At 62.4% G+C, this 24,549-nt stretch carries 20 protein-coding genes; 6 read left to right on the forward strand and 14 right to left on the reverse strand.

Translation table 11 applies throughout. The annotated features are described in order from the left end of the window. Positions 1–44 precede the first annotated feature (44 nt). Entirely contained in the window at positions 45–2,108 is a 2,064-nt protein-coding gene (gene treS / locus LT40_RS09610; protein ID WP_043189335.1) for a maltose alpha-D-glucosyltransferase, read from the forward strand. A 527-nt stretch (positions 2,109–2,635) separates the two neighbouring features. On the opposite strand, the gene LT40_RS09615 is transcribed toward treS, so the two are convergent. The 8 genes from LT40_RS09615 to ppnN form a co-directional block, all read right to left on the reverse strand. Next, positions 2,636–4,024: a substrate-binding domain-containing protein gene (locus LT40_RS09615; protein WP_084139776.1), complete on the reverse strand. Its 1,389-nt coding sequence runs from the start codon at positions 4,022–4,024 to the stop codon at positions 2,636–2,638. A gap of 191 nt (positions 4,025–4,215) precedes the next feature. Beyond that, positions 4,216–5,013 (reverse strand): IclR family transcriptional regulator, encoded by a 798-nt coding sequence (locus LT40_RS09620; RefSeq protein ID WP_052393370.1) that lies wholly within the window; start codon positions 5,011–5,013, stop codon positions 4,216–4,218. A gap of 104 nt (positions 5,014–5,117) precedes the next feature. Further along, positions 5,118–6,659: an AMP-binding protein gene (locus tag LT40_RS09625; protein ID WP_043189338.1), complete on the reverse strand. Its 1,542-nt coding sequence runs from the start codon at positions 6,657–6,659 to the stop codon at positions 5,118–5,120. A gap of 3 nt (positions 6,660–6,662) precedes the next feature. Beyond that, positions 6,663–8,366 (reverse strand): ABC transporter permease subunit, encoded by a 1,704-nt coding sequence (locus LT40_RS09630; RefSeq protein WP_052393371.1) that lies wholly within the window; start codon positions 8,364–8,366, stop codon positions 6,663–6,665. Further along, a complete protein-coding gene (locus LT40_RS09635) occupies positions 8,363–9,427 on the reverse strand; it encodes an ABC transporter ATP-binding protein (protein ID WP_043189343.1) in 1,065 nt (354 codons plus the stop codon). Before LT40_RS09635 ends, LT40_RS09630 begins: the two co-directional genes overlap by 4 nt. A 12-nt stretch (positions 9,428–9,439) precedes the next feature. Beyond that, complete coding sequence (locus LT40_RS09640) at positions 9,440–10,504, reverse strand: ABC transporter substrate-binding protein (RefSeq protein WP_043189347.1); 1,065 nt, start codon at positions 10,502–10,504, stop codon at positions 9,440–9,442. A 264-nt stretch (positions 10,505–10,768) separates the two neighbouring features. Continuing rightward, positions 10,769–11,527, reverse strand: coding sequence for an enoyl-CoA hydratase/isomerase family protein (locus LT40_RS09645; protein WP_043189352.1), 759 nt, complete (start codon positions 11,525–11,527; stop codon positions 10,769–10,771). Positions 11,528–11,896: 369 nt separating this feature from the next. Further along, a complete protein-coding gene (gene ppnN / locus LT40_RS09655; protein ID WP_043189358.1) occupies positions 11,897–13,270 on the reverse strand; it encodes a nucleotide 5'-monophosphate nucleosidase PpnN in 1,374 nt (457 codons plus the stop codon). Between the two features lie 406 nt (positions 13,271–13,676). Between ppnN and pcsA the strand changes: the two genes are divergently transcribed. Then, complete coding sequence (gene pcsA, locus LT40_RS09660) at positions 13,677–14,396, forward strand: phosphatidylcholine synthase (protein ID WP_043189361.1); 720 nt, start codon at positions 13,677–13,679, stop codon at positions 14,394–14,396. A 9-nt stretch (positions 14,397–14,405) separates the two neighbouring features. Here pcsA and LT40_RS09665 read toward each other — a convergent pair whose 3' ends face one another. The 3 genes from LT40_RS09665 to LT40_RS09675 form a co-directional block, all read right to left on the reverse strand. Beyond that, positions 14,406–15,536 (reverse strand): lactonase family protein, encoded by a 1,131-nt coding sequence (locus tag LT40_RS09665; RefSeq protein ID WP_043189364.1) that lies wholly within the window; start codon positions 15,534–15,536, stop codon positions 14,406–14,408. A 220-nt stretch (positions 15,537–15,756) separates the two neighbouring features. After that, a complete protein-coding gene (locus tag LT40_RS09670) occupies positions 15,757–16,062 on the reverse strand; it encodes a DUF6482 family protein (protein ID WP_043189368.1) in 306 nt (101 codons plus the stop codon). A 117-nt stretch (positions 16,063–16,179) separates the two neighbouring features. Continuing rightward, complete coding sequence (locus tag LT40_RS09675; protein WP_043189371.1) at positions 16,180–17,253, reverse strand: FUSC family protein; 1,074 nt, start codon at positions 17,251–17,253, stop codon at positions 16,180–16,182. Positions 17,254–17,371: 118 nt separating this feature from the next. Here LT40_RS09675 and LT40_RS09680 point away from each other — a divergent pair, with 118 nt between their 5' ends. The 4 genes from LT40_RS09680 to LT40_RS09695 all read left to right on the forward strand — a co-directional run bounded on the left by LT40_RS09680 (position 17,372) and on the right by LT40_RS09695 (position 21,759). Next, positions 17,372–19,183, forward strand: a complete 1,812-nt coding sequence (locus LT40_RS09680; protein ID WP_043189374.1) for an ABC transporter ATP-binding protein — start codon at positions 17,372–17,374, stop codon at positions 19,181–19,183. Positions 19,184–19,440: 257 nt separating this feature from the next. Continuing rightward, positions 19,441–20,349 carry a glutaminase B gene (gene glsB / locus LT40_RS09685; protein ID WP_043189377.1) on the forward strand — a complete coding sequence of 303 codons (909 nt, stop codon included), beginning with the start codon at positions 19,441–19,443 and terminating at the stop codon, positions 20,347–20,349. A gap of 310 nt (positions 20,350–20,659) precedes the next feature. After that, positions 20,660–21,265, forward strand: a complete 606-nt coding sequence (locus LT40_RS09690; RefSeq protein ID WP_043189381.1) for an SCO family protein — start codon at positions 20,660–20,662, stop codon at positions 21,263–21,265. Next, positions 21,265–21,759 carry a copper chaperone PCu(A)C gene (locus LT40_RS09695; protein WP_052393372.1) on the forward strand — a complete coding sequence of 165 codons (495 nt, stop codon included), beginning with the start codon at positions 21,265–21,267 and terminating at the stop codon, positions 21,757–21,759. The genes LT40_RS09690 and LT40_RS09695 overlap by 1 nt, the downstream gene beginning before the upstream one ends. A 47-nt stretch (positions 21,760–21,806) precedes the next feature. On the opposite strand, the gene LT40_RS09700 is transcribed toward LT40_RS09695, so the two are convergent. The 3 genes from LT40_RS09700 to LT40_RS09710 all read right to left on the reverse strand — a co-directional run bounded on the left by LT40_RS09700 (position 21,807) and on the right by LT40_RS09710 (position 24,523). Continuing rightward, positions 21,807–22,337, reverse strand: coding sequence for a Dps family protein (locus LT40_RS09700; RefSeq protein WP_043189385.1), 531 nt, complete (start codon positions 22,335–22,337; stop codon positions 21,807–21,809). 94 nt (positions 22,338–22,431) lie between these two features. Next, positions 22,432–23,856 carry a heavy metal sensor histidine kinase gene (locus LT40_RS09705; RefSeq protein WP_052393373.1) on the reverse strand — a complete coding sequence of 475 codons (1,425 nt, stop codon included), beginning with the start codon at positions 23,854–23,856 and terminating at the stop codon, positions 22,432–22,434. Next, positions 23,849–24,523 carry a heavy metal response regulator transcription factor gene (locus LT40_RS09710; protein WP_043189388.1) on the reverse strand — a complete coding sequence of 225 codons (675 nt, stop codon included), beginning with the start codon at positions 24,521–24,523 and terminating at the stop codon, positions 23,849–23,851. Before LT40_RS09710 ends, LT40_RS09705 begins: the two co-directional genes overlap by 8 nt. Between the last annotated feature and the right edge of the window lie 26 nt (positions 24,524–24,549).

Below are 24,549 nucleotides of genomic sequence, written 5' to 3' on the forward strand. Positions count from 1 at the left end.
CCGTCGTACTCTCAATGTAGGACACTTTTCGAGGGCAAGTAACGATGACGACGCCGGACAAGGACTATATTCAGTGGCTGGTCGACCAGTCCATGCTGCACACGGCCAAACAGCGCGCCAAGCTGTACGCCGGACAGGCACGGATGTGGCAACGACCCTATGCCCAGGCCAGGCCTCGGGATGCTTCAGCCATTGCTTCGGTCTGGTTTACCGCCTACCCAGCCTCCATCGTCACTCGCGAAGAGGGCTCGGTGTTGCAGGCCCTGGGCGACGAAACCCTATGGCATGCGTTGTCGGAGATCGGAATCCAGGGCATTCACAACGGCCCGTTGAAGCTGTCCGGCGGCCTGCGCGGACGTGAACGCACGCCTAGCGTGGACGGGAATTTCGACCGCATGAGCTTCGACATCGACCCCGAGCTGGGCACCGATGCCGACATGATCCAGCTCAGCCGCATGGCTGCAGCCCACAACGCCGTGGTCATCGACGATGCAATTCCTTCGCACACTGGCAAGGGGGCGGATTTTCGCCTGGCCGAAATGGCCTACGCTGACTATCCCGGCCTCTACCACATGGTCGAGATCAAGGAGGAGGACTGGGGGCTGTTGCCCGAGGTCGCCGCTGGCCGTGACGCGGTCAACTTGACGCCTGAAGTGTGCGACATCCTCAAGGACAAGCACTACATCGTCGGCCAACTGCAACGGGTGATCTTTTTCGAGCCCGGCGTCAAGGAAACCGACTGGAGCGCCACGCCTGTCGTCGTGGGTGTAGACGGCAAACAACGTCGCTGGGTGTACCTGCACTACTTCAAGGAAGGCCAGCCTTCGCTGAACTGGCTCGACCCCACCTTCGCCGCGCAGCAGATGATCATTGGTGATGCCCTGCATTCCATCGACGTGATGGGTGCACGTATCCTGCGCCTGGACGCCAACGGTTTCCTGGGCGTCGAGCGGCGTGCCGAAGGTCCGGCCTGGTCGGAAAGTCACCCGTTGTCGGTCAACGGCAACCAGTTGCTCGGCGGCGCGATTCGCAAGGCGGGCGGATTCAGTTTCCAGGAGCTGAACCTGACCATCGACGACATCGCCTCCATGTCCCATGGCGGGGCAGACCTGTCCTACGACTTCATCACCCGGCCCGCGTATCAACACGCGTTGTTGCTGGGCAATACCGAATTCCTGCGCTTGATGCTGCGCCAGGTACACGCGTTCGGTATCGATCCCGCCTCGTTGATCCATGCGCTGCAGAACCACGACGAGCTCACCCTCGAGTTGGTGCATTTCTGGACCCTGCACGCCCACGACACCTACCTGTACCAGGGTCAGACGTTCCCCGGCAACATCCTGCGCGAGCACATTCGCGAAGAAATGTACGAGCGCCTGGCCGGCGAACATGCGCCCTACAACCTCAAGTTCGTCACCAACGGCGTGTCCTGCACCACCGCCAGCATCATCACGGCGGCTTTAGGCATTCGTGACCTGGAGGCGATCACCGAGCAGGACATCAAGCAGATCCAGCATATTCACTTGCTGCTGGTCATGTACAACGCCATGCAACCGGGCGTGTTCGCGCTGTCGGGTTGGGACCTGGTCGGCGCGCTGACCTTGCCAGCCGATCAAGTTGCCCATTTGATGGAAGACGGCGATACCCGCTGGATCCACCGAGGTGCCTACGACCTGGTTGGGCTCGACCCCACGGCCGAATTCTCCGCCGGCAACATGCCACGGCCGAAGACGCTGTACGGCAATCTGGTCGACCAGCTGCAACGGCCGGACAGCTTCGCTTCCCAACTCAAGAAGATTCTGGCCGTACGGCGTGCCTACGACATCGCAGCCAGCAAGCAGATTCTGATTCCGGATGTGCAGCACCCCGGGCTGTTGCTGATGGTGCATGAATTGCCAGCCGGCAAGGGGACGCAGATCACGGCCCTGAACTTCAGCAACGAGCCGATCGTGGAGACGTTGCATCTGCCGGGGATCGCTGCGGGACCTGTGGTGGACATCATCAACGAGCGGGTCGAGGGCGACTTGACCGAAGCCGGTGAATTCACCATCACCCTGGACCCGTACGAGGGTCTGGCCTTGCGTGTGGTGAGTGCCTCGCCGATCTGACCGGGTGCCGCCCCTGTGCATGATACGCAACGGGGCCTGCAATCCAAATCGCGGAAAGCACTGAGGGGAGCCTAGGCTCCCCTCAAGGTTTTTCTGCATGCTCTTTTTTTATTATTGAGGGGCGGCCTGTTGTTGTATTTGTCAGCCGTGACCCTTGTCGCTTGTTGTGCGATCCCGAAAAGGGATCAAGAGCAAACGTATTTTTTTGAGCGCTGATCTGCTTTCATCATCGATCCAACCAGTGGGTAGCTACTTGGCGTAGTTTTGTTGTTCTCTACCTGGCTGCGGGGCAACCCCCTGAAAAGCCCATCTTCTCCAAAAAAATCTGTTAGCTACGTCTCTGTCGCGTTTGTTCTTGTTATGTCAGAGTCGTTTCGTCTTATTGTTATTGGTTTATCGCGTTGTTGTTATTGTTGTACGTAAGACATAGCAGGGTGCGTGCCAACTTTTACGATTCCTTCTAAATCAGTAGCTTACGTTTATCAAACCAAATGCGTGCGACAGAGTGACGCAGATTTGTTCCCTTGTTACCCGCCTGGCGTTCCCGCCATTGCCTGGCCGGTAACACTTTGTGTCTGAGCCACGCCGGTAGTCGTGCCTTCATCGCGAGGGGTAACCCAGACTTCAACCCGACGATTCTTGATCCGCCCCTCATCGACCTCGTTGGTCGCCACCGGCAATTGCGCACCCAGGCCCAAGATGTCGCGAAACACCACCCCGGCCTTGGCCAGTTCCCGGCGTACCGCCATGGCCCGTAGCCGTGACAGCAGCACCGCGCGGGCGGCATCGGCCTTGGCATCGCCGAAACCGACCAGGGTGGTGGTGTTGTGCAGCAGGTCATGGCGACGCAGGTAATCCTGCACGCGGGCCACATCGGCCATGGCCTTGTTATCCAGGGTGGCGCTGCCCTCGGCGAAGCGGAAACTCACCGACAGGCGCCGCCCTTCGCGCGCCAGTTGCTTATACAGCGCGGGCATGGCTGGCGAGGCGGGGACACTGATGGCTTGTACCGTCTGGGCAACGAACCCCTGGCTTGCGACGATGGCCTGGCCCGGTTCGCTCTGAGCAAAGGCAATCAACGCGTCGGCCCAGGGCGAAGGCCGTGAGGGTGGGCTGTACAAGTACAGACGCCGGGTCAGGGGATAGTCCTGGGTCGCGATCAAGCTGACCGTGGGCGCCATGGCCTGGCTGTCGCCATCGACGATGGCCAGTGCGCGCGCCTGGCGGACCGCGGCGAGACCGATGAAGCCAATGGCTTGCCGATCGGCGCTGACCCGGTCCGACAGTTGCTCGCTGGATTCCAGCCTGGCGGCATGGCCAGACAATCGGCTGCCATACGGCGTCAACACCTGATCGCGGAACGTCTCCCAAGTGCCCGAGCGGTCGTCACGGGCCAGCACATGGATCGGCCCATGGCCGCCCAGCACCCGCCAGTCGTCGATCTCGCCGCTGAACATTTGGGCAAGTTGCTGCGTGGTCAGCTGACGCAACGGATTATCCGGATGGACGATGACTGCCACACCGTCGATGGCAATCACGTGTTCGGCGGCGAAACGAGTCAGGTCACCCAGGGGCGCCAGGCGCATACGCTCCTGCTCGCTGATCGGCCGGGACGAAGCGGCCAGGTCCGCTTGCCCGGCCAACAGGCTGTCGAAGCCAGTGCTGGAGCCGTGGGCGCCGATCACGAAACGCAAGGGAGCACCCTCTGTGTCCCGCGCGGTGATGGCCTGTTCGCCGGGGGACAGGTGCAGCTTTCGAATGTCGTGCATGCCCCGAGCTTCGAGCAAACCTCGGATAAGCGCCGGCATCAGCGCCGCGCCCAATGTGTTCGAGCCTTGAATACGCAAGGTGTCCGGACCGGCGAGGGCGCCGGCGCTCAGGCTCAGAATGCACAGTAAGAGAAGCAGACGGCGCATGGTGTATCACCGGGTCGGGAAGCCTCGCAGATTAAGTCAGGGATGTTGCAGGGGGATGACGGGGAGGGATTCAGGCAGACCGTGTCACGGCTTTCGCGGCCACGGACCGCTCCTACAATAGATTGGCGCAAATCTCCCCTGTGGGAGCGGTCTTCGGCCGCGAAGAGATCACTTCGATCTCTGGTTGAAACTCAAACCTTGCGCTTCACCGAGATCGAAGACGCTGCGCTGATCACCAGGTCTGCATAACGCTTGGTGTCGCGCTCCGGGACCCAACGCGAGCGGGAGACCGCCAGGTTCACCGCACCGATGCCGCGCCCGTTGCCGTCGACGATGGCCGCCGCGGTGGAAACATCGCCATAGAAGAACTGGTCTTCGGTATGGGCGTAGCGGCGCTGGCGGATTTGTTCGATGCTGGCCCAGATCTGTCCGCGGTCGGTGATGGTCGCCGGTGTGTGCTGGACGAACTGGCTGCGGTCGAAGATATCGTTCACTTCATCGTCACTGTAGGTCGCCAGTAACGCCTGACCGGGCGCGGTGCACCAGGCCGGCAGACGGGTGCCGATGATGACGCTGGCGTTGAACACATGCCGACTGACGATCCGTTGCACGTAGACGATGTCGGTGCCGTCGAGCACCGTCAGGTTGGTCGCCTCCTCGGTGTCGGCGCTCAACTGCTGCAGATAGGGCGCGGCGCGGGTCACCAGTTCGCTGGAGGTCAGGTAGTGGTAGGTGAAGTCCAACAGTCGCGGCGACAACTCGTACTTCTTGCTGCTGTCCTTGTTCAGGTAGCCCAGGGTTGCCAGGGTGTGGGTGAAACGCTGGGCGGCGCTGAGGTCCATGCCGGTCAGGCCAGCGATGTCGGACAGCGACAACTGGCGTTGGCTGCCGTCGAACGCCATGAGCACCTTCATGGCCTTGTCGACGGACTGGACGTAGAGCGAGGAAGCCGTTGGATCGGCAGGGTGAGTCTTCGGGGTACGGGCCATGAACGCAACACAGTGGTAAAAAAACCGATTATCCGGCAGTTGCCCGGCACTTTCTATCGCTATTCACTAACCCCTTACCACTCGAGCCTCCCTGGGCGCCGCGTTCAACGGCGGCTGTCCCAGGCCTGGCCAACATCCTTGGGCAGCAGGTGTTTCTTGATACGTTCGCTGGGGGTCAGCTCGAAGTGCTCTACCTGCCGGTAATAGCGCGGCAATTGATAGGAGGCGCAACGGGGTGCGGCCCATTCGAGCATGGTTGGCCAGTCCGGCGTGGCAGCGGCCTGCAACTGCACGAACAGCAGGATTTCCTGCTCGCCCACCGCCGACTCGACGCCCACCGCCGCGCAGGCTTGTACGGCAGGATGGGCACTGAACACCCGTTCCACTTCCCAGGCCGAAACGTTTTCGCCGCGCACCCGCATGCTGTCGGTGCGGCGCCCGACGAAGAACAGGTCACCTTCGGCATCCATCCGCGCCATGTCCCCGGTAAACAGTCTTCCGTTGCGCAAGGCAGCGTCCGTGGCTTCTGGGTTGTCCAGATAGCCTGGCAAGAACACGCCCTCGACTTCGCTGGATAGCACGATTTCCCCCAACTGCCCGACTTCGACCGGCTGACCGTAGGGGTCCAGCAGTTCCAGACTCAACCAGGGCAGGGCACGACCGATGGAGCCCGGCTTGCCGGTGCGATTCAAGGTGGCGAAGCTGGAACACTCGGTCATGCCATAGCATTCGCGCAACGGACAGCCGAAACGCTGTTCGATGGCCGCCCAGTTGGCCAGGCTGACGCCCGCGCCCCACAAGGTGCGCAGCGCATGCCGGGCGGGCCACTGCTCGGCGGGTTGCTGCATGAGGATATCGATGATCCCGCCCAGATAATGCAGTTGGGTCGCCTGCACCTGAACGCACTGCGCCCAGAACTTGCTCGCGGAAAACCGTTGCACCACGTTCAGGCTGACTTCGGCCAGAAAAGGCATCAGCAGCATCTGCGCACCGCCGATGTGGCACAACGGCTCCCACAGCAGCAGGCGGTCGCCCGCCTTGACATCGGCGACCTGCAGCACTGCCTCGCTGGCGATGCGCAACATGCGGTGGGTAAATACCACACCCTTTGGCGCGCCGGTGGTGCCTGAGGTGTAGATCACGCAGAGCGTGGCCTGGGCGGCACTGTCCTCCAGGCGCAGGCTTGCGTCCGGGCAGGCCAGGGCCTGCTCGTGCAGCACGTCGATACCTACGTAGTCCAGGTCCGCTGCGGCGCTTGCGGCCAGGCGCTCGGCAAACTCGGCGTCACCGACCACCAGGTCCGGGCGCGCATGTTCGAACGGATAGTCCAGGCCCGGCCCGCGCAGCTTGGTGTTGATCGGGATCCACACCAGACCGCTCAAGATCAACGCATAGATCAGGACGATCTGGTCGTCGCTGTTGCTCAGCATGACCGCAACCCGTTGCCCGGCGCGCAAGCCGCGCTCGGCCAGCACTTGTTGCAGGGCTGCGACGCGCTGGCGCAACTCCAGGGTGCTCAGCGACCGGCCCTCGAAGGTGACGCGCACGGCGTGGTCATCAATCAGCAGGCCAGCATGGATCAGCGGCGCGGTGGTCAGCTCATCCTGGCTGATGCGATGCGGGAAGAATCGAGTGTATGGATGCATCGTTCAGAGCCCTTGACGTTTGGAGTTGGAACGCCGCGACACCCATTGGGCAATCACGGCAAACAGCACGATGAACACCAGCAAGGTGGTGGAAACCGCAGCCAGGGTCGGCGTCAGCGCCAGCTGGATGCTGTCCCACATCTGCTTGGGCAAGGTGGTATTGATGCCGCCGCTGACGAAGATGGCGATGGTCAGGTCGTCGAACGAGGTGATGAAGGCCAGCAGGAACGCGGAGACCAGGCTCGCCGACATCAGCGGCAGGGTGACCGTGCGCAACCGTGTGAAAGCGCCGGCGCCGAGAATCCGCGCGGCATCGTCCAGGCGCCAGTCGTACTGCTTGAATGCCGCAGACAGGGTCACCACTACATAGGGCAGGGCCAGTACGGTATGGCCCAGCACCAGGCCGATGTCCTTGCCCGCCAGCCCCAGCCGTGAGAACAGGTACAGCAAGCCCAGTGCAATCACGATGCGCGGCACGATCAATGGGGCAATGAACAGCGCGAACAACCCCTTGCGCCAACCCGCACTGACCCGCGTCAATGCTAGGGTTGCGCCGAAGCCCAGCACCAGCGCCAGCAGGGCGGTTGCCACGCCGACGCCCAGGGAGCGCAGCAGGGCCGCCTGCCAGACCGCCGAGGTGAAGAACTCGTCGAACCACTTCAGGCTGAACAGCTTGGGTGGAAAGGCAATGAACGGACTGCTGGTGAAGGCCAGGGGGACGACCACCAGCACCGGCAGGATCAACAACATGACCAGCAGCACGCTGTAGCCGGTCAGCAGCGCACTGTCGCCACTGCGCCGGGGGGCTTTGCCCTTGCCCGAAAATCGATGCCCGAGCCAGATCAGAATCTGCAGACCTCGCCCTGACTGGCGCTCTTTGGGTGCCTCGCCGCCCAGCGACGACAGGCCGGCGATACGGTCGTAGATCACGAAGACCACCAGCGAGCAAGCCAAGAGCACCACGGACAGAGCGCCGGCGAAGTTCATGTCGAACAGGTCGAGCACCGAGGAAATGACCAGCTGCGCGACCATCATTTCTCGTGGCGAACCCAGCAGCGCAGGCACGATGAAGAAGCCCAGGCTGGTAATGAACACCAGCAGTCCGGCGGCAGCGATACCGGGCGCCGACAGCGGCAGAAAGATACTGAAGAAACTCATCGATCCGCTGGCACCCAGGGTCTGGGCGGCAGGCGCCAGGCGTTGATCGATGCTGCGCATGATCGGCAGCAGGGTGATCACCGCCAGCGGCAGCATGGAATGGACCATGCCGATCAACACCCCCGACAGTGCCGGGACCAGCCCGGAAGGATTGTCCAGGACATCGGCGGCCAGGGTTGTCAGCAGGCCCTTGCGTGACAGCAGCAACATCCACGCGTAGGTCTTGACCAGGTAGCTGGTCCAGAACGGCAGCATGATCCACAGCAACCAGCGCTCGCGGCCCATGGGCGAGAGGCGGGTCAGCAGGTACGCCACTGGGTAGGCCAGCAGTACCGACAGTAACGCGGTCAGCGCCGAGATCCAGAACGTGATACCCAAAACGCGTGCATACACTGGGGTCGATGCGATTCGTTCGAAGTTGCCCAGGCTCAGTTCGCCACTGGCGTTCTGAAAGCTGCCCATGAGCATTTCCGCGACCGGCAGCAGGAAGAACAGCGCCAGAAACAGCAGGGCCGGTATGGCTGGAATCAGGCCCTTGCGCCAGCTCATGACGCAGCCTGCGCGGGCAGGAGGGTGGCCCGGGTCGGCTCCCAGGCGATGCCCACCGGGTCTCCGACGCGCGGGCTGAGGTCGCGCGAACAGCGCACGCTGAAGCGGTTGCCCGAGGGCAGGCGCACCAAGGCGCGGGTGTCACTGCCCAGGAACACGCATTCATCCACGGTGCCCTGCAGCAGGCCGGCGGCGGGGTCGGTGAGGCGCGCGGCTTCGGGCCGGATCAGCAGGAACGCCTCGGTACCTGCGCTGGGCGCCTGGTGCCCGGCGCATCCGCTCAGGTCCAGCCGTTGGCCTTCGACCTGCAGGTGGCCAGTACCATCGCGCTGGCCCTGCAACAGGTTCGAATGGCCGATGAATTCGGCTGCAAAGCGTGTGGCCGGGCGATCGTACAGTTCTTCTGGCGTTGCCAGCTGCTCGATCCGCGCCCGGTTCATCAGGCAGATGCGGTCGGAGAGGGTTAGCGCCTCCTCCTGGTCGTGGGTGACATAGATGAACGTTGCGCCCAGTTCCTTGTGCATGCGGCGGATTTCCAGCTGCATGTGCTCGCGCAGGTTCTTGTCCAGTGCGCCAAGCGGCTCGTCGAGCAGGATGATCGAGGGCCGATAGGCGAAGCAGCGCGCCAGGGCGATTCGCTGCTGCTGGCCACCGGACAGTTCGTTCGGGTAGCGATGCGCGAAGTCTTCCATGCGCACCATGGCCAGGGCATCGTCGACTGCCTGGCTGACCTCGGCCTTGGGGTACTTGCGCATGCGCAAGCCGTAGGCCACGTTGTCGCGCACGCTCATGTGCGGAAACAGCGCGTAGCTCTGGAACACCAGGCCGATGCCGCGTTTGCCGGGTGCGATGTGGGTCGCCTCCTGGCCATCGATCAGCAACTGCCCGCTGTCGGGCGGGACCAACCCGGAAATCATCTGCAGCAGGGTGGTCTTGCCCGAGCCCGAAGGCCCGAGCAGGGTCAGGAATTCGCCTTCACGCACCTGGATATCGGTAGGTTGCAGGGCGACGAACTGACCATAGGTCTTGCCCAGGCCACGGGTTTCAAGTTTCACGCTCATGCATCGACTCCCTTACGACAAGATCCAGGCGTTGAACCGCTCGGTCACGGTGGTGCGGTTCTCTGCCCACCAGGCCGGGCTGGGCAGGCGCATGTTTTCCAGGTTCTGGGGCGCGGTGGGCAACAGCGCAGCCCGCTCGGGAGCGATGAACTCGAACGACCTGCGGTTGGTGGGGCCGTAGGCCAGCGTGTCGGTGAAGTCGGCCTGACGTTTGGCATCGGCGCAAAAGCGCACGAATTCCTTGGCCATGTCGGCATGCGGCGTGCCCTTGGGGATGGCCCAGCCTTCGATCGAATACAGCCCCTGGTTCCAGACGATCTGCACCGGCGCGCCGTTGTCGATGGCCGCCTGGGCGCGGCCGTTCCAGGCCGAGATCATGTCGACTTCGCCGCTCTGGATGGCCTGCATGGCTTGCGCACCTGAGGTCCACCACAGGTCGATGTGCGGTTTGATCTTGTCCAGGCTCTTGAACGCGCGGTCGACGTCCATCGGGTACAGCTCGTCGAGGCCGACGCCGTCCGCCAGCAGCGCTTGCTCCAGAGTGTCCAGCGGGCTGCGGCGCAGGCAGCGGCGACCGGGAAATTTCTCGACGTTCCAGAAATCCGCCCAGCTCTGCGGACCCTTGCCATCCTTGAAGGTGTCGGTGCGGTAGGCCAGCACCGTGGAGTACACGTCGACGCCGAGGAAGTTGGGGGTGATGGCTTCGGGCAGCAGGTCGGGGTAGTCGCTGGCCGACAGGCCGATGGGTTCCAGAAAACCCTGGGCTTGGAGGTAGGGGATGTCGGCGGAGATGGTCAGGGTGGTGACGTCCCACACATAGTTGCGGGTTTTCACCATGGCCGAGAACTGTGCCACGGGCTGGGATTCGCGCGCCACGCTGACGATCTTGATGCCGGTAGCCTTCTCGAAGGGGTCGTAGAAGGCCTTGCGGTAGGCCTCGGTGTAGGGGCCGCCGGGGTCTGAGACGATGATCTGTCTGTCGGCGGCGCGGACCACATTGGGCAGACCGCAGACCAGGGCCACGGTGGCACCGGCCTTGAGCAACCGACGGCGTCCAGGGTTGGAAGGTGTGTGCATGACAGTCTCCTACAGAAAACGAATGGATCGTTGGGTAGTCAGGACGTCGGCAGTCAAGGTGTTGAAAAAGCCGGGGTAGGTACGTGGCCGCCGCCGTGCGTAGTGCTATCTGTGGGAGAGGACCCTGTGGGAGCGGGTCTCTGCCCGCGAACGGGCCTCCACGGTGTATCAGTGCCTCCGCGTCGCTGCCTTCGCGGGCAGAGACCCGCTCCCACATTGGGCGCGCTCCCACTGCTAATCTGCTTTCAGAAGGTAGGCCAGGTTTTATTTGGCCCGCGCCTTGAAGAAGGCTTCCATCATGCGTGCTGGCTCGCCGGAGTCGTACGCCTCTTTCTGCAGGCGTCGGCCGGCTGCGATGCAGTCCTTGAAGCCCGGCTCGCTCATCTCGCGGAAGCGTTGCTTGTCCAGACGCATGGCGATCGGTGGCTTGGCGGCCAATTCCTCGGCGATTTCCAGAGCCTTGCTCATCACCTGATCGGCCGGCACCAGATGGTGAATCAAGCCGATCTGCTTGCATTCATCGGCGTTCATCAAACGGCCGGTCAAGGTCAGTTCGATGGTGCGCGACATGCCCAGCATGCTGTTCATGATCCAGGGACCGGTGGTACTGGGGATGCCAGAGTTGATCTCTGGCTGACCCATGCGCACGCCCGGATGGCCGACACGAATATCGCCCAGCAACGCCACCTGGAACGCCGAACCTGCAGCGGTGCCGTTGAGGGCGATGATCAGCGGCTTGGACAGGCCGCGCAGGGTGGCGTAGTAGCGCTCCCATTCACCCACCCATTCGACGGCGCGATCACCGTCGAAATCATGGGCTTCGGAAAGGTCCTGACCAGCGGAAAACGCCCGGTCGCCGGCGCCGGTCATGATCACTGCCTTGATGGCAGGGTCGGTGTTGTAGCCGTTCAAAGCTTCGATGATTTCGTTGCGCATCGGCGTGGTCCAGGCGTTGAGCACAGCCGGACGATTGAGGGTGATGACAGCGACGGGGCCTTTGATTTCTAGCACGATGTCTGACATATTTATCTCAATGCGATAGTTGATGTGGAATAACGATAGAATTATCCCGCTTGATGCGCAACAGGTTTATGTGGATTATTGGCAAAGCGCGTACGACAGAAGAGGCCACCGCAGTCTGAACAGCGCGCACACGGTGGCAGCGGTCAGTGGCCGCGAAGAGGACGGTGGAGGGTGTCAGGTATTACGCGGCAAGATTTTCGCGGCCGCTGACCGCTCCCACGAAAGCAGCCAGAACTGCATGTACTCCGTAGGAGCGGTCAGTGGCCGCGAAGAGGGCGGTGCGGTGTGTCAGGGGTTATGCGGTGTGATTTTCGCGGCCGATGACCGCTCCCACGGAGGGGTGTGGGAGCGGATCATGGAGAGGTGAGGTCAGGTCACTACGCGGTAGCAAGGCACATAGGCTGCGCCACCTGGCAGCTTCATGCGGTTCTGCTCGACGAAGGCTTGCAGCAGTTTGTCCAGCGGTTCCATTACGGCAGCGTCACCCCGGATCTGGTACGGGCCGTGTTCTTCGATCAAGCGAATACCCTTGTCTTTCACGTTGCCCGCCACGATCCCCGAAAACGCCCGGCGCAGGTTGGCTGCCAATTGATGCGGGGGCAGGGCGCGGCTCAGTTCCAGATTGGCCATGTTGGCATGGGTCGGATCGAAGGGACGCTGAAAGCTTTCTTCGATCTTCAGCAGCCAATTGAAATGGAACGCATCGTTGCGCTCGCGGCGGAACAATTTGACCTTCTTCAGCGACTCGGTCATCTCCCGTGCCACTTCGGCCGGGTTGTCGATGATGATCTGGTAATGCTCGCGCGCCGCCTCGCCCAACGTCGCGACCACGAAATGATCGAGTTGCTGCAAATAGGCCTCGGCGCTCTTGGGCCCGGTCAGGATCACCGGGAACGGCAGGCCATGGTTGTCCGGGTGCATCAGAATGCCCAGCAGGTACAGGAATTCCTCGGCCGTGCCCGCGCCGCCGGGGAAGATGATGATCCCGTGGCCTACTCGCACGAACGCCTCCAGGCGCTTTTCGATATCCGGAAGGATGACCAGCTCGTTGACGATCGGGTTCGGCGCTTCTGCCGCAATGATCCCCGGCTCGGTCAGGCCCAGGTAGCGCCCGCCGCTCATGCGCTGCTTGGCATGGGCGATGGTGGCGCCTTTCATCGGGCCTTTCATCACGCCAGGGCCGCAGCCGGTGCAGATGTCCAACTTGCGCAGACCCAGCTCATGGCCGACTTTCTTGGTGTACTTGTATTCGTCCGAGTTGATCGAGTGCCCGCCCCAGCACACCACCATCTTGGGTTCCAGGCCGGCGCGCAGGGTGCGGGCATTGCGCAATAGATGAAAAACGTAGTCGGTGATGCCTTGGGAGTCGCTGAGGTCGATGCGCTGGCTGTCCAGCTCGCTTTCGGTGTAGACGATGTCGCGCAGTGCGCTGAACAGCATTTCGCGGGTGCTGGCGATCATCTCGCCGTCAACGAAGGCATCGGCCGGGGCGTTCAGCAGTTCCAGGCGCACGCCGCGGTCCTGCTGGTGGATGCGCACTTCGAAATCCTGGTAGGCATCGAGGATGGTCTTGGCGTTGTCGACATGGGCGCCGGTATTGAGGATGGCCAGGGCGCACTGGCGGAAGAGGGTGTAGGTGCTGCCTGAACCGGCGGCACTGAGTTGCTGTACTTCACGCTGGGAGAGGGTTTCAAGGCTGCCCTTGGGGCTGACCGAGGCATTGATCACATTTCTTGGGGCCATTCTATATTCCCTTAACGCAATGTAGCGCGGCCGCACGGGCCGCCCCATCTGGATAGTGAGCGACTTCACCGGCGCCGGGCTGTCTGGCACGGGCGCTGGGTCTGCTGGTCCTGCTGGCGAAAAACCGGTTTCTCCTGAGCGTGGGAGCTGCTGGACGCCGGCCTCATCTTACTCTGCGCCGCTGCGCGTCGGTCAACGTCCGTCGGCACAAAAACTTCAATGCAGTGAATTGCTTGGCAGCGCACCGCGTTACCTGTGACACTTACGGTGACCGAGTCGTGAACCTTATACCTGCGCGCCCGGTCGATAGCTGCGGCCAACCCTTTTACCTGTGCCGCTTTCGGGTCAATGCTGTGGATACCTGCCAGCGATTGTCTTGGCCCGTCTACTTCCTGGAGAACACCCCGTGATACTGATCAGACCCTCGGCCACGCTCAAAGCATGGGGCGCCCACGGCTTCACCGCCACCGGCGTGGTGCTGGCCTTTCTTGCCACACTGGCCCTGTTCGATGGCCAGCCGAAGATCTGCCTGCTGTGGCTGGGCTTGGCGCTGGTGGTCGACGGCGTCGATGGCTCGCTGGCACGCAAGCTCAACACCCAGTCGGTGCTGCCGCACTTCGATGGCTCGACGCTGGATCTGGTGATCGACTACCTGACCTACGTGTTCATTCCGGCGCTGTTCATCTATCGCTACATTCCCTTGCCCGAGTTCACCATGCTGATCACCGTCAGCATCATCCTGGTGTCGTCGCTGTTTTGCTTCTGCAACGTCAACATGAAGAGCAAGGACAACTACTTCGTCGGTTTCCCGGCGGCGTGGAATGTGGTGGCGCTGTGCATGTACATCATCTCGCCGTCGCCTTGGGTAGCCCTGCTGGCCGTGATCGGCCTGGCCCTGCTCACCGTGACCAAGATGAAGTTTCTGCACCCGTTCCGAGTGCGCCGCTTCATGGCGATCAACATTGCCGTAACCTCGATCTGGCTGCTGTGCACCTTCGTGCTGATCCTCAATCATCCGGCCAGCAACCCCGTTGCGATGGGGCTGTGGAGCTTGATGTCGGCCTATTTCCTGGGCATCTGCGTCTGGCGCACAGTGGTCGAATGGCTCGGCCGCCTGCGCGCCTGATGCCTGGATTCAAGCGCCGGGCAGGCTGAGCATCTCGATCCACAAGGCGCCTTTGCCCGAAGGCGCCTCCCCGGTGCGGGTCAGTGCGCCTTGCGCGCCAACCGCGTAACTGCCTACCTTGTCGGCTTTCTCACCGGTCACCAGCAACCAGCGTCCGCTCGGCGAGAAGGCGATGTTGCGCGGTTGTTTTTCCTGCAACGGGTAGTTGCCCTGGAAACTCAGGGTGCCACTGGCCGGATCGGCCTTGAATGCCGACACCGAGCTGGTGGTGCGCTCGGTGATATAGATCAGCTGGCCGTCGGGCGATACTCGAACGTCCGCAGCCCAGATGCGCGGCGTCGGGTCGTCCTTGAGGTCGTTGTTGGCTGCGTTGCGAATTTCGCCGTGCGCCAGGTTCAACGATTTCGGTACGCCTTCGGCATGGGCGACCTTGGTCAGGGCGCCGGTTTGCGGGTCGATCGAAAAGCTGTCGACCGTGCCACTGAGTTCACCCACCACGTAGAGAAACTTGCCGCCTGGCGCGAAGGCGATGTGGCGCGGGCCGCTGCCGGCCGTTACCAACGCATGCCCGGGACCGATGGGCTCCAATGCGCCGTTCTGCTGGTTGAAGGAGAACTGCAGCACCTTCTCGTCGCCGAGCGTGGTGGCGTAAACGAAATGGTTGCTGGGATCGCTTCGAACCGAGTGGGCATAAGGGCCCGTAGTGTAGACCTTGCTGTCCTTGGCCGGACGATGCTGCGCATCGATGGCCTGCACGGTCAGTACGTTGCCGCCGTAGGAGGCGCCCATCAGGTAGCGGCCGCTGCGGTCGGTGCTCAGATAGGCCAGGCTTGCCGCCAGTGGCGCTTCGGCGGTCGGTGCCAGTTGGCCAGTGGCCGGATCGATGCGATAGGCCATGACTCGGAACGGCTCGACCCGCAGCGCGGCGTACAGGGTGGTGTGGTCGGGGCTCAACGCCATGGGGTTGACCTTGTCACCAGCGGACGTCTGGTGCAGCAGGGTCAAGGCGCCGGTGGCTTCATCCAGGCGGTACTGGGAAATCATGCCGTCGTCGGGGCTAGAAATGTAAGCGAAGGTATTGGCCTGGGCCACACCGCCTGCACAGCCGATAGCGGCAGCAAGAAGCAAGTGTTTACGCATGGATGATCCTCGGTTTTGTTGTTGTGATCAGTCATCCTATGAGTGCCGCGCAGCGAAGTAAAGGATCCCACGCCGCCTGTTCAGCCGCGCTATGGTGGCCAGGAAAATAGCGTAAGTCGGGGAAGGGGGTATTCTGTAGCAGCAGCGCAAGCCGCGTCCGGCCGCGCCGCGGAATTCCAGGAAGATAACGGGTATCGCGTGCGCGGCAGGTTGCGGGTGGTTAAAGGCTGGAACGCAGCGGGATTTCCTCGCGCATGGTGTGATTGCCTTCTTCGGGGTTGCCGATCATTTCATCATGGGCATTGCCCTGAACCAGGAACAGCTTGATATCGGCGACGCCGGCCAGCACCTTGCGCGCTTCCTCCACCGAAGCGACGTGAATGGTCGCGCCATTGGCACTGGCCACCGGCTGCGACACGCCTTCCAGGATCGCGTGCAGCACATACGAACCACCTTCCATGGAAACAAGGTTCACTTCACTGATCTCGCCATTGTTGACGTGGCTACTCAATTTATCGATGTTCATGCACGACCTCGAAATGGCGTGATGGACCGGAATGGCCATCGCTCTTGCTTCATGCAAGGTTTGAGGCTGTCCGTGCGCAGGGAGTTCAATCGCGCAGCTGCCCTGCCGCTTGCGGCATCAGATTTTCCAGCGGCCTGCGGTCTTGGCCAATCGCTGCTGCAGCCCGTCCAGGTTATTGACCAATTGCAGCGTCAGCAGCCGATACCCGATCAGCTCACCGGGCACCACATTGGGCGCGTCCGAATCGGCACTGGCGTAGTTGCGCTCGAGTCGCTCGGTGGCACCATCGCGCAGGGCGCGGGCCATGCCCACCAGTTGCCGGCGGATGTGCCGGTTTTCACCGTTCAAGCACTGCTGCAGTTGTGCCATTGCATTGCGGTCGCTGCCACTGGGACGCAGGTTGGCAAGAATTTCCAGGGTGCTCAGGCACATGCGAAAATGGCCTTGGATCGCGTCCAGCTCGGTCATGGAAATCTTCACTTCCTTGGACACCGAAGGCAGCAGCGAGCGCAACTGGACCATGTTCGCGTTGAGTTTGGCCATCAGCTTCAGGTGCTCGTCGGCGGACACCGGCTGGCCGCTGACGATACGGCTGTGGATGGTGGCGCAGCCGCGCAGTCCGGTGGCCAGGTTGTAGCGCCACGAATACACCGCATACAGCGGCAAGGCGAACGAGAACGCCAGGGCCAGGGCGATACCGATGAGGATATCGACGGTGCGCCACAGCCCGTCGGTGATCGGATTGTCGCCATGGCCGGCGACGATGAACAAGGTGATGGCCGAGAGCAGCGCGGTATAGCCGCCCTTGCCGATGGCGTGGTAGGCGAAGAAGCCGCACGCCACCGACATCAGCAGATAGGTCACGACGGGCATTTCGAAGTAGTTCTGCTGGGCCACCACCGCCAGCCCCAGCGCGGCGCCGATGAGGGTGCCGTAGGCGCGCTCGATGGATTTCTTGCCGATGTTGCCATGGTGCTGCAGCCCGCCGATCACGATCAGCAGGGTCACCGAGGCCCATTCGCCATGGGGCAGGTTGAAGCCGCTGGTCAACAGGATCGACACCAGCAAGGCGGCGACGATGCGCGCCGCATGGATCAGGCGTGCGTGTCGGTAACGGCGGTAGGGATCGAGCAATGGCCGCAGGACGCGGCGCAACCAGACGGGTAGGGCGATAGATTTGAATGCATTCATCCGTTAAATGACCATGGGTGCCTGGAATAAGTCCGCCACACAGCTGTCGACTCTGGGCTGGAACGTAAATTGTGTCATGGCTGCGGCCATTTATCTTGTTCAAGGAATGCTTTTGTCGATGCCTGCCTTCTCCCGCCTCAAGACCTTTCTGGGCCAAGCCCGGCGCGCCCTGCAATTGGTCTGGGCCACGTCACCCGGTTTGCTGCTCGGCTTGGTGCTGGCGACGCTGGCTGCGGGCATCCTGCCAGCACTGGCTGCGTTGCTGGGCCAGCGCATCGTCGATGCAGTGGTGGCTGCCATGCAGTTGCACCAGCAGACCGGCGCGGCGCCCCTGTGGCCAGTGCTGCGCTACGTGCTCATGGAAGCCGGCGTGCTGGCGTTGCTGGCGGGCGCACAGCGCGGCCTCTCGGTGCAACAGGCGCTGCTGCGCGTACAGCTGGGGCAAAAGGTCAACACACTGATTCTGGAGAAAGCCCAGACCCTGTCGTTGATGCAGTTCGAGGACTCGGAATTCTATGACAAGCTGGTGCGCGTGCGCCGCGAGGCTTCAACGCGCCCCTTGGCGCTGGTGAGCAAATCGCTGGGGCTGGTGCAGAACCTGATCTCGCTGGTCAGCTTCGGCGTGCTGCTGGTGCATTTCTCGCCTTGGGCACTGGCCATTCTGGTGGTAGGCGCCTTGCCGGTGTTCTTCGCCGAAGCACATTTTTCCGGCGACGCGTTCCGCCTGTTCAGTCGCCGCGCACCGGAAACCCGGCGGCAGAACTACATCGAAACGCTGCTTTCCCACGAAGGCTACATCAAGGAGGTGAAGCTGTTCGGCTTCGCGCCGCTGTTGCTGCAGCGTTATCGCGACACCTTCACCAAGCTGTATGCCGAGGACCGCCGCCTGACCTTGCGCCGCGATGGCTGGGGTTTCGTGCTGGGCCTGTTGGGCACGACGGCTTTCTATCTGGCGTATGGCTGGATCGTCATCGACACGGTGAACGGCCATATCACCCTGGGTCAGATGACCATGTACCTGGTGTTGTTCAAGCAGGGACAAAGCGCGGTCAGCAGCAGCCTGACGGCCATTGGCGGGCTGTATGAGGACGGCTTGTACCTGGCCGACCTGTATGACTATCTGGCCTACCCGGTGCAGGTTGCCCAGGGCGATATCACCGAAGGCGTCAGGCCGGGCGACGGCTTGCGCTGCGAAGGGCTGGGCTTCCGCTACCCAGGCGCCAACCGGGCCACCCTGCAAGGCATCGACCTGCATCTAGTGCCGGGCAAGAGCCTGGCGCTGGTGGGTGAGAACGGCTCGGGCAAGACCACCTTGATCAAGCTACTGACGCGTTTGTACCGTCCCGACGAGGGGCGCATCCTGCTCGACGGCAGCGATCTGCAGGACTGGCAGGAAGAGGCGCTTCGTCAGCGTATCGGGGTGATCTTCCAGGATTTCATCCGCTATCAGTTCAGCGTCGGGGAAAACCTTGGCGTAGGGGATACGCGGGCGTTCGATGACACCCAGCGCTGGCGCGAGGCGGCAGTGCAGGGTACTGCGGAACCGTTCATCGAGCGTCTGGAAAACGGCTATGCCACGCAGTTGGGGCGCTGGTTTGCCGGTGGTCAGGAGCTGTCCGGCGGGCAATGGCAGAAGCTCGCGTTGTCGCGGGCGTACATGCGCCGTGACGCCGACATTCTGATTCTCGATGAGCCCACTGCAGCCTTGGACGCCAGTGCCGAAGCGGCGGTGTTCGAGCATTTCCGCGAGTACGCCAAGGGCCGCATGACCCTGTTGATTTCGCACCGCTTCTCGAGTGTGCGCAATGCCGACCATATTGTGGTACTGGAACAGGGCCGGGTGCTGGAGCGCGGCAACCATGAACAATTGATGGCCCAGGCGGGGCGTTATGCCGAGCTGTTCGAGGTGCAGGCGCGGGGTTATCGCTGAGGGTAATGCTGCCTCCTGAGGTCCGGCCCTTGCACCGCATTGACTGCTTCGCGGGCAGAGCCCCGCTCCCACAGGGTCCACATCGCACTCACACTTCACCACCCCACCCTGTGGGAGCGGGGCTCTGCCCGCGAAGAGTGCCCCACGGTCCGGCAGAGGTACCGCCAAGAGGTACCGCCACTCTTCTGCAGAACGGATCTGTGATGCGTTCGCAAGTACCGCCGTCTATGGCTTGATCCCTTGATGCGAGTAGCCCGATGCAAGCGCTTTTGGTTGAAATACTGGATGCCGTCCGCCCACTGATCGGGCAAGGCAAGGTGGCCGATTACATCCCGGCGCTGGCCGATGTGCCACCAGCGCAGCTGGGCATTGCCGTGTATGGCAACGATGGCGAAGTGTTCAGTGCTGGCGATGCCCACACGCCGTTTTCCATCCAGAGTATTTCCAAGGTGTTCAGCTTGGTCCAGGCCATTGGGCACTCGGGCGAGGATATCTGGCAGCGGCTGGGTCACGAACCGTCCGGCCAGCCGTTCAATTCGCTGGTGCAGTTGGAATTCGAACGGGGCCGACCGCGCAATCCGTTCATCAACGCCGGCGCGCTGGTCATCTGCGATATCAACCAGTCCCGGTTCGCCGCGCCTGCGCTGTCGATGCGCGACCTGGCCCGGCGGTTGTCGGGCAACCCCCAGGTGATCGTCGATGGCCGGGTGGCGGAGTCGGAGTACCAGCATCGCGCGCGCAACGCGGCCATGGCCTACCTGATGAAGTCGTTCGACAATTTCCACAATGACGTCGAGGCCGTGCTGCGCAGCTATTTCAGCCACTGCGCATTGCGCATGGACTGCGTCGATCTGGCCCGCGCCTTCTGCTTCCTGGCCAACGACGGCTACTGCAAACACAGTGGCGAGCAGGTACTGACCCGGCGCCAGACCCAGCAGGTCAACTCGATCATGGCCACCAGCGGCTTGTACGACGAGGCCGGCAATTTTGCCTACCGGGTCGGTCTGCCGGGCAAGAGCGGCGTGGGCGGCGGCATCGTGGCGGTCGTGCCGGGGCAGTTCACCGTGTGCGTCTGGTCCCCGGAACTCAACCCTGCCGGAAACTCCCTGGCCGGCATGGCGGCCCTGGAACTGCTCAGCGAACGCATCGGCTGGTCGGTTTTTTAGGTAGAGGCCTGACCGACCGAGGTGCTGTTTCGCGGCCACAGACCGCTCCCACACGATCAGCGTGCATCCGTAGGAGCGGTCATCGGCCGCGAAGGGCATGGCACGATGTGTCTGATCGACCGAGGGGGCTTTTTCGCGGCCACGGACCGCTCCTACATGATCAGCGTGCATCCGTGGGAGCGGTCATCGGCCGCGAAGGGCATGGCGCGGTATGCCTGACCGTCCGCGATTAAACAAAATGTGACAGGTTGCAGTGCCCAACTGGAGCCTGGACCCTTAAACTGCGGGCCTCTCCAGAGGGCAATATGGCATGAACGATTTTCCGACCCGCCGCCGAGTACTCGCCGGCATGGGCATTCTCGGTCTCGGCGCGCTGGCCGGATGTGGCGACAGCAACAAGTTGTCATTCAAGCACGGCAAGGACCTGAGCAACGAGATCCTCGGCCGCACCTTCCGCCTCAAGGATCCACAAGGCAATGAAAAAACCTTGTCCAGCTTCCGCGGCATGATGCCGATGGTCTTCTTCGGCTTCACCCAATGCCCGGCGGTCTGCCCGACCACCCTGGCGCGCGCGGTCCAGGCCAAGAAACTCATGGGCCGCGATGGCGACCGCCTGCAAGTGATCTTCATCACCCTGGACCCTGAGCGCGACACGCCCGAAGTACTGGACGCCTACGTCAAGCTCTTCGACCCCACGTTCGTGGCCCTGCGTGGCACGCTCGAGCAAACCGCCGAGGTCGCCAAGGAGTTCAAGGTCTTCTTCGAAAAGGTCCCGGTGGGCGACACCTACACGATCTCCCACACCTCGACCAGCTACGTCTTCGACTCCCGCGGCGTGCTGCGTCTGGGTTTGTCCCACTCCCTCACCGCACAAGAGTGCGCCGAGGATCTGCTCACCGTAATGGAAGTCTGCTGATGAAATTCGTCGTCAAGAAGCTGTCTGTGACCACTCTGAATACTGTCCGCCACGCCACCCTGCTGATCGCCGCGCTGGGCTTCACTGGCCATGCCATGGCGCAAACCACAGTCGAAGACGCCTGGGCACGCGCCACCGTTCCCGGCCAGCCTGCCACGGGCGCGTTCATGACCCTGAAGGCCGACGCTGACAGCACCCTGATCAGCGTGCAATCACCGGCTGCCAAGGACACGCAGATCCACCAGTCGACCATGAAAGGCGACGTGATGAGCATGTTGCCGGTGGACGAAGTCAGCCTGCCCGCCGGCGAACCGGTCGTGTTCGATGCCAACGGCTATCACGTGATGTTGATAGGCTTGGTCAAGCAGGTGAAAGAGGGTGATGCGGTGCCATTGACCCTGAAGATCAAGAATGCACAGGGAGAGGAAGAAACGCTGGAAGTAAACGCCGTGGCCAGGGCACTGAATGCACCCGGCCACGCTCATGCTCACTGAATGACCGGCAACTGGGCGCTGCCGGCATCACAGTTGCACCGTCGCAATCACTTACCGACGGTCTGACCCAGGAACCAGGCGCGTTCTTCGGCCTGGTCGATCCACTCTTCTAGCAGGCTGGTGGTGGACAGGTCGTTGGCTTCGTCGGTGACGCCGTGGGTAGTGCGCATGTAGGCAGCCAGGGACTGGTTGTCGTCATGCAGCTCGGTCAGCATGTCTTCCGGCGACAGGTCGGCAGCTTCGCTGCTGGCCAGACGCTTGAGTTGCACCATCTGCTCCATCGAGCGGACAGTCGGCTCGCCAATCTTGCGGGCGCGCTCGGCGATCAGGTCAGTGATGGCGTAGATCTGAGTGGCTTGCTCTTCCAGCAGCAGGTGATAGTCGCGGAAATGCGAGCCTTTCATGTGCCAGTGGTAGTTCTTGGTTTTGAAGTACAGCGCAAAGACGTCAGACAGCAGCACTGCCAGTTCCTGACCAACTTCGGCTTGGTTCTGCAAGCGGGCGCCTTCGCCTTTCTCGGCCTTGGCCTTGACGGACGATACGGTCTTGAGTTCCTGTTTCACATTGGCAACGGCCATTTGAAATCTCCTGGTACAGGTTTGCGGGATAGGGTTTGTAACCACTAATTGAATCGACCGCGCTGTGAACCGGAATGCTCAGAGATTTTTTCAATCACACCGATGAAGGGTCGCTATCAGGGTTGAAATCAAGCTGCAGAGTGCCTGCATTCGGGAAGCTCAAGGTGAAGGTCGTCACGCCGTTGCCACTGGACGCACTCACCTTGCCGTTCACCAACGTCATGATTGACTGCACTATGGCCAGTCCCAGGCCACCGGAGTCGCCAGGCTCCGTGCGTGCCGGGTCGATGCGAAAGAAGCGATCGAACAACTTCGGCAGATGCTCGGGCGCGATGGTGTCACCTTCGTTGCGTACGCACAGGCGCACGAACGCCGCGTCATCGTGTTGGCTCAACCGCACAGTCGTGCCGGGGCGGGCGTGGCGCACCGCGTTGGCGAGCAGATTGCCCAAGGCCCGTTGCAACAGTTGCAGGTCGGTGTTCAATGTCCCGTGCAACGAATGCTCCAGGCATGCTCCGCGCTCGTCGGCTAGCAGCTGGAAGTAGTCGCACAGCTCTTCGCCCAGATGAGCAAGGTCGATGGCCTGCGGGTGCACCGGGCGCTGGCCGTGGTCGGCACGGGCCAGGAACAGCAGGTTTTCCACCATGCGGTTCAGACGCTCGTACTCTTCTATGTTGGAACCGAGCAATTCACGGTATTCATCCGAACTGCGGGGCTGGTTCAGGGCCTGGCCAGTGCTGGCCAGCAGCGTGTGCAGCGGCGTGCGAATCTCGTGGGCCAGATCGGCCGAGAATTGTGAGAGCCGTTCGAAACCCTGTTCGAGCCGCGCCAGCATGCCATTGAGCGCCTGGATGGGCGCCTGCAATTCCAGGGGCGCGGCGGTATCGGCCAGCCGTCGGTGCAGATTGCGCAGGTCGATGAGGGCCAGCGCGTCGGCCATATCGCGCAGGGGCGTCAGCGCCCGCCGTACCAGCAGCAGACCGATGATCCAGGCCAGCAAAGCGCCCGCCGCCACGGCCAGGTACAGACGCAGTCGATAGCTGGCCAGGATCGCCTCGCGCTCGTGCAGGCGTTTGCCGACCATCACCGTCAACGCTTCACCCGCGGGGCCCACAGCATCGCCGGCCAGCAACGAGGCGCCACTGTCCAGGCGAATATCGGACCGACGCGGGTGCTGGCCCAAGCCGATGCGCAGGGGATCGCCCAGCTCATCGCCGTGGGGGTTGATCTCGAACACCAGGCTGCCATCGGCGCGGCGCACCCGCAGTACGCTTTCCTGGTTGCCAAGCATGTTCTGGTACAGCTGAGGCCGCTGTTGCAGCGCGCCCAGGCTGTCGCTGTCGTGCAGCAAGGTACGGATTTGCTCGAGCCGACCCAGCAGGGCGAGGTCGTCGCGGTAGGCGATTTCGGCCGCCAGCGAGCGGTACAGAAACACCGCCACCGTGCTCATCACCAGTGTGCAGACCACCGCCACGGCCAGCGCGAGACGCCAGGCCAGGGAATGGCGGCGTTCACTCATCCTGATGCTCCAACTGGTACCCGACGCCGCGTACGGTATGAATCAGCTTGGGCATGAACGGATCGTCGACCTTGGCCCGCAGGCGGCGTATCGCCACCTCGACCATGTTGGTATCACTGTCGAAATTCAGGTTCCATACCTGAGACGCTATCAGGGTACGCGACAGCGCTTCGCCAGGCCGGCTGATCAGCATGTGCAGCAAGGCGAACTCCTTGTTGGTCAGGCTGATGCGTTGTCCACCGCGGCTGACCCGACGGCGCAACACGTCCACCTCCAGATCGGCCACCTGATAATGCTCCACCTCGCGCACCGCGCCCCGGCGCAACAGGGTGCGCACCCGCGCCAGCAGTTCGGCGAAGGCGAACGGTTTGACCAGGTAGTCGTCGGCGCCCAGCTCGAGGCCGCGCACGCGGTCTTCGATGGCGTCCTTGGCGGTCAGGAACAGCACTGGCGTCGCGCCGCGCTGGCGAATCAGTTTGAGCAACTGCCAGCCGTTCAGGCCAGGCAGCATGACGTCGAGAATCACCAGGTCATAGGCCTGCTGCTCGATCAGGTAGCGCCCGTCCAGGCCATTGAGGGCCACATCCACCGCAAAGCCGGATTCGCCCAGCCCCTTGGCGAGAAAATTCGCCGTTTTTGCTTCGTCTTCAACCAGCAACACACGCATCGTTCAGCTCCAATACCTGCGCATAG

The sequence above is a fragment of the Pseudomonas rhizosphaerae genome (genome assembly GCF_000761155.1).
Lineage (GTDB): Bacteria > Pseudomonadota > Gammaproteobacteria > Pseudomonadales > Pseudomonadaceae > Aquipseudomonas > Aquipseudomonas rhizosphaerae.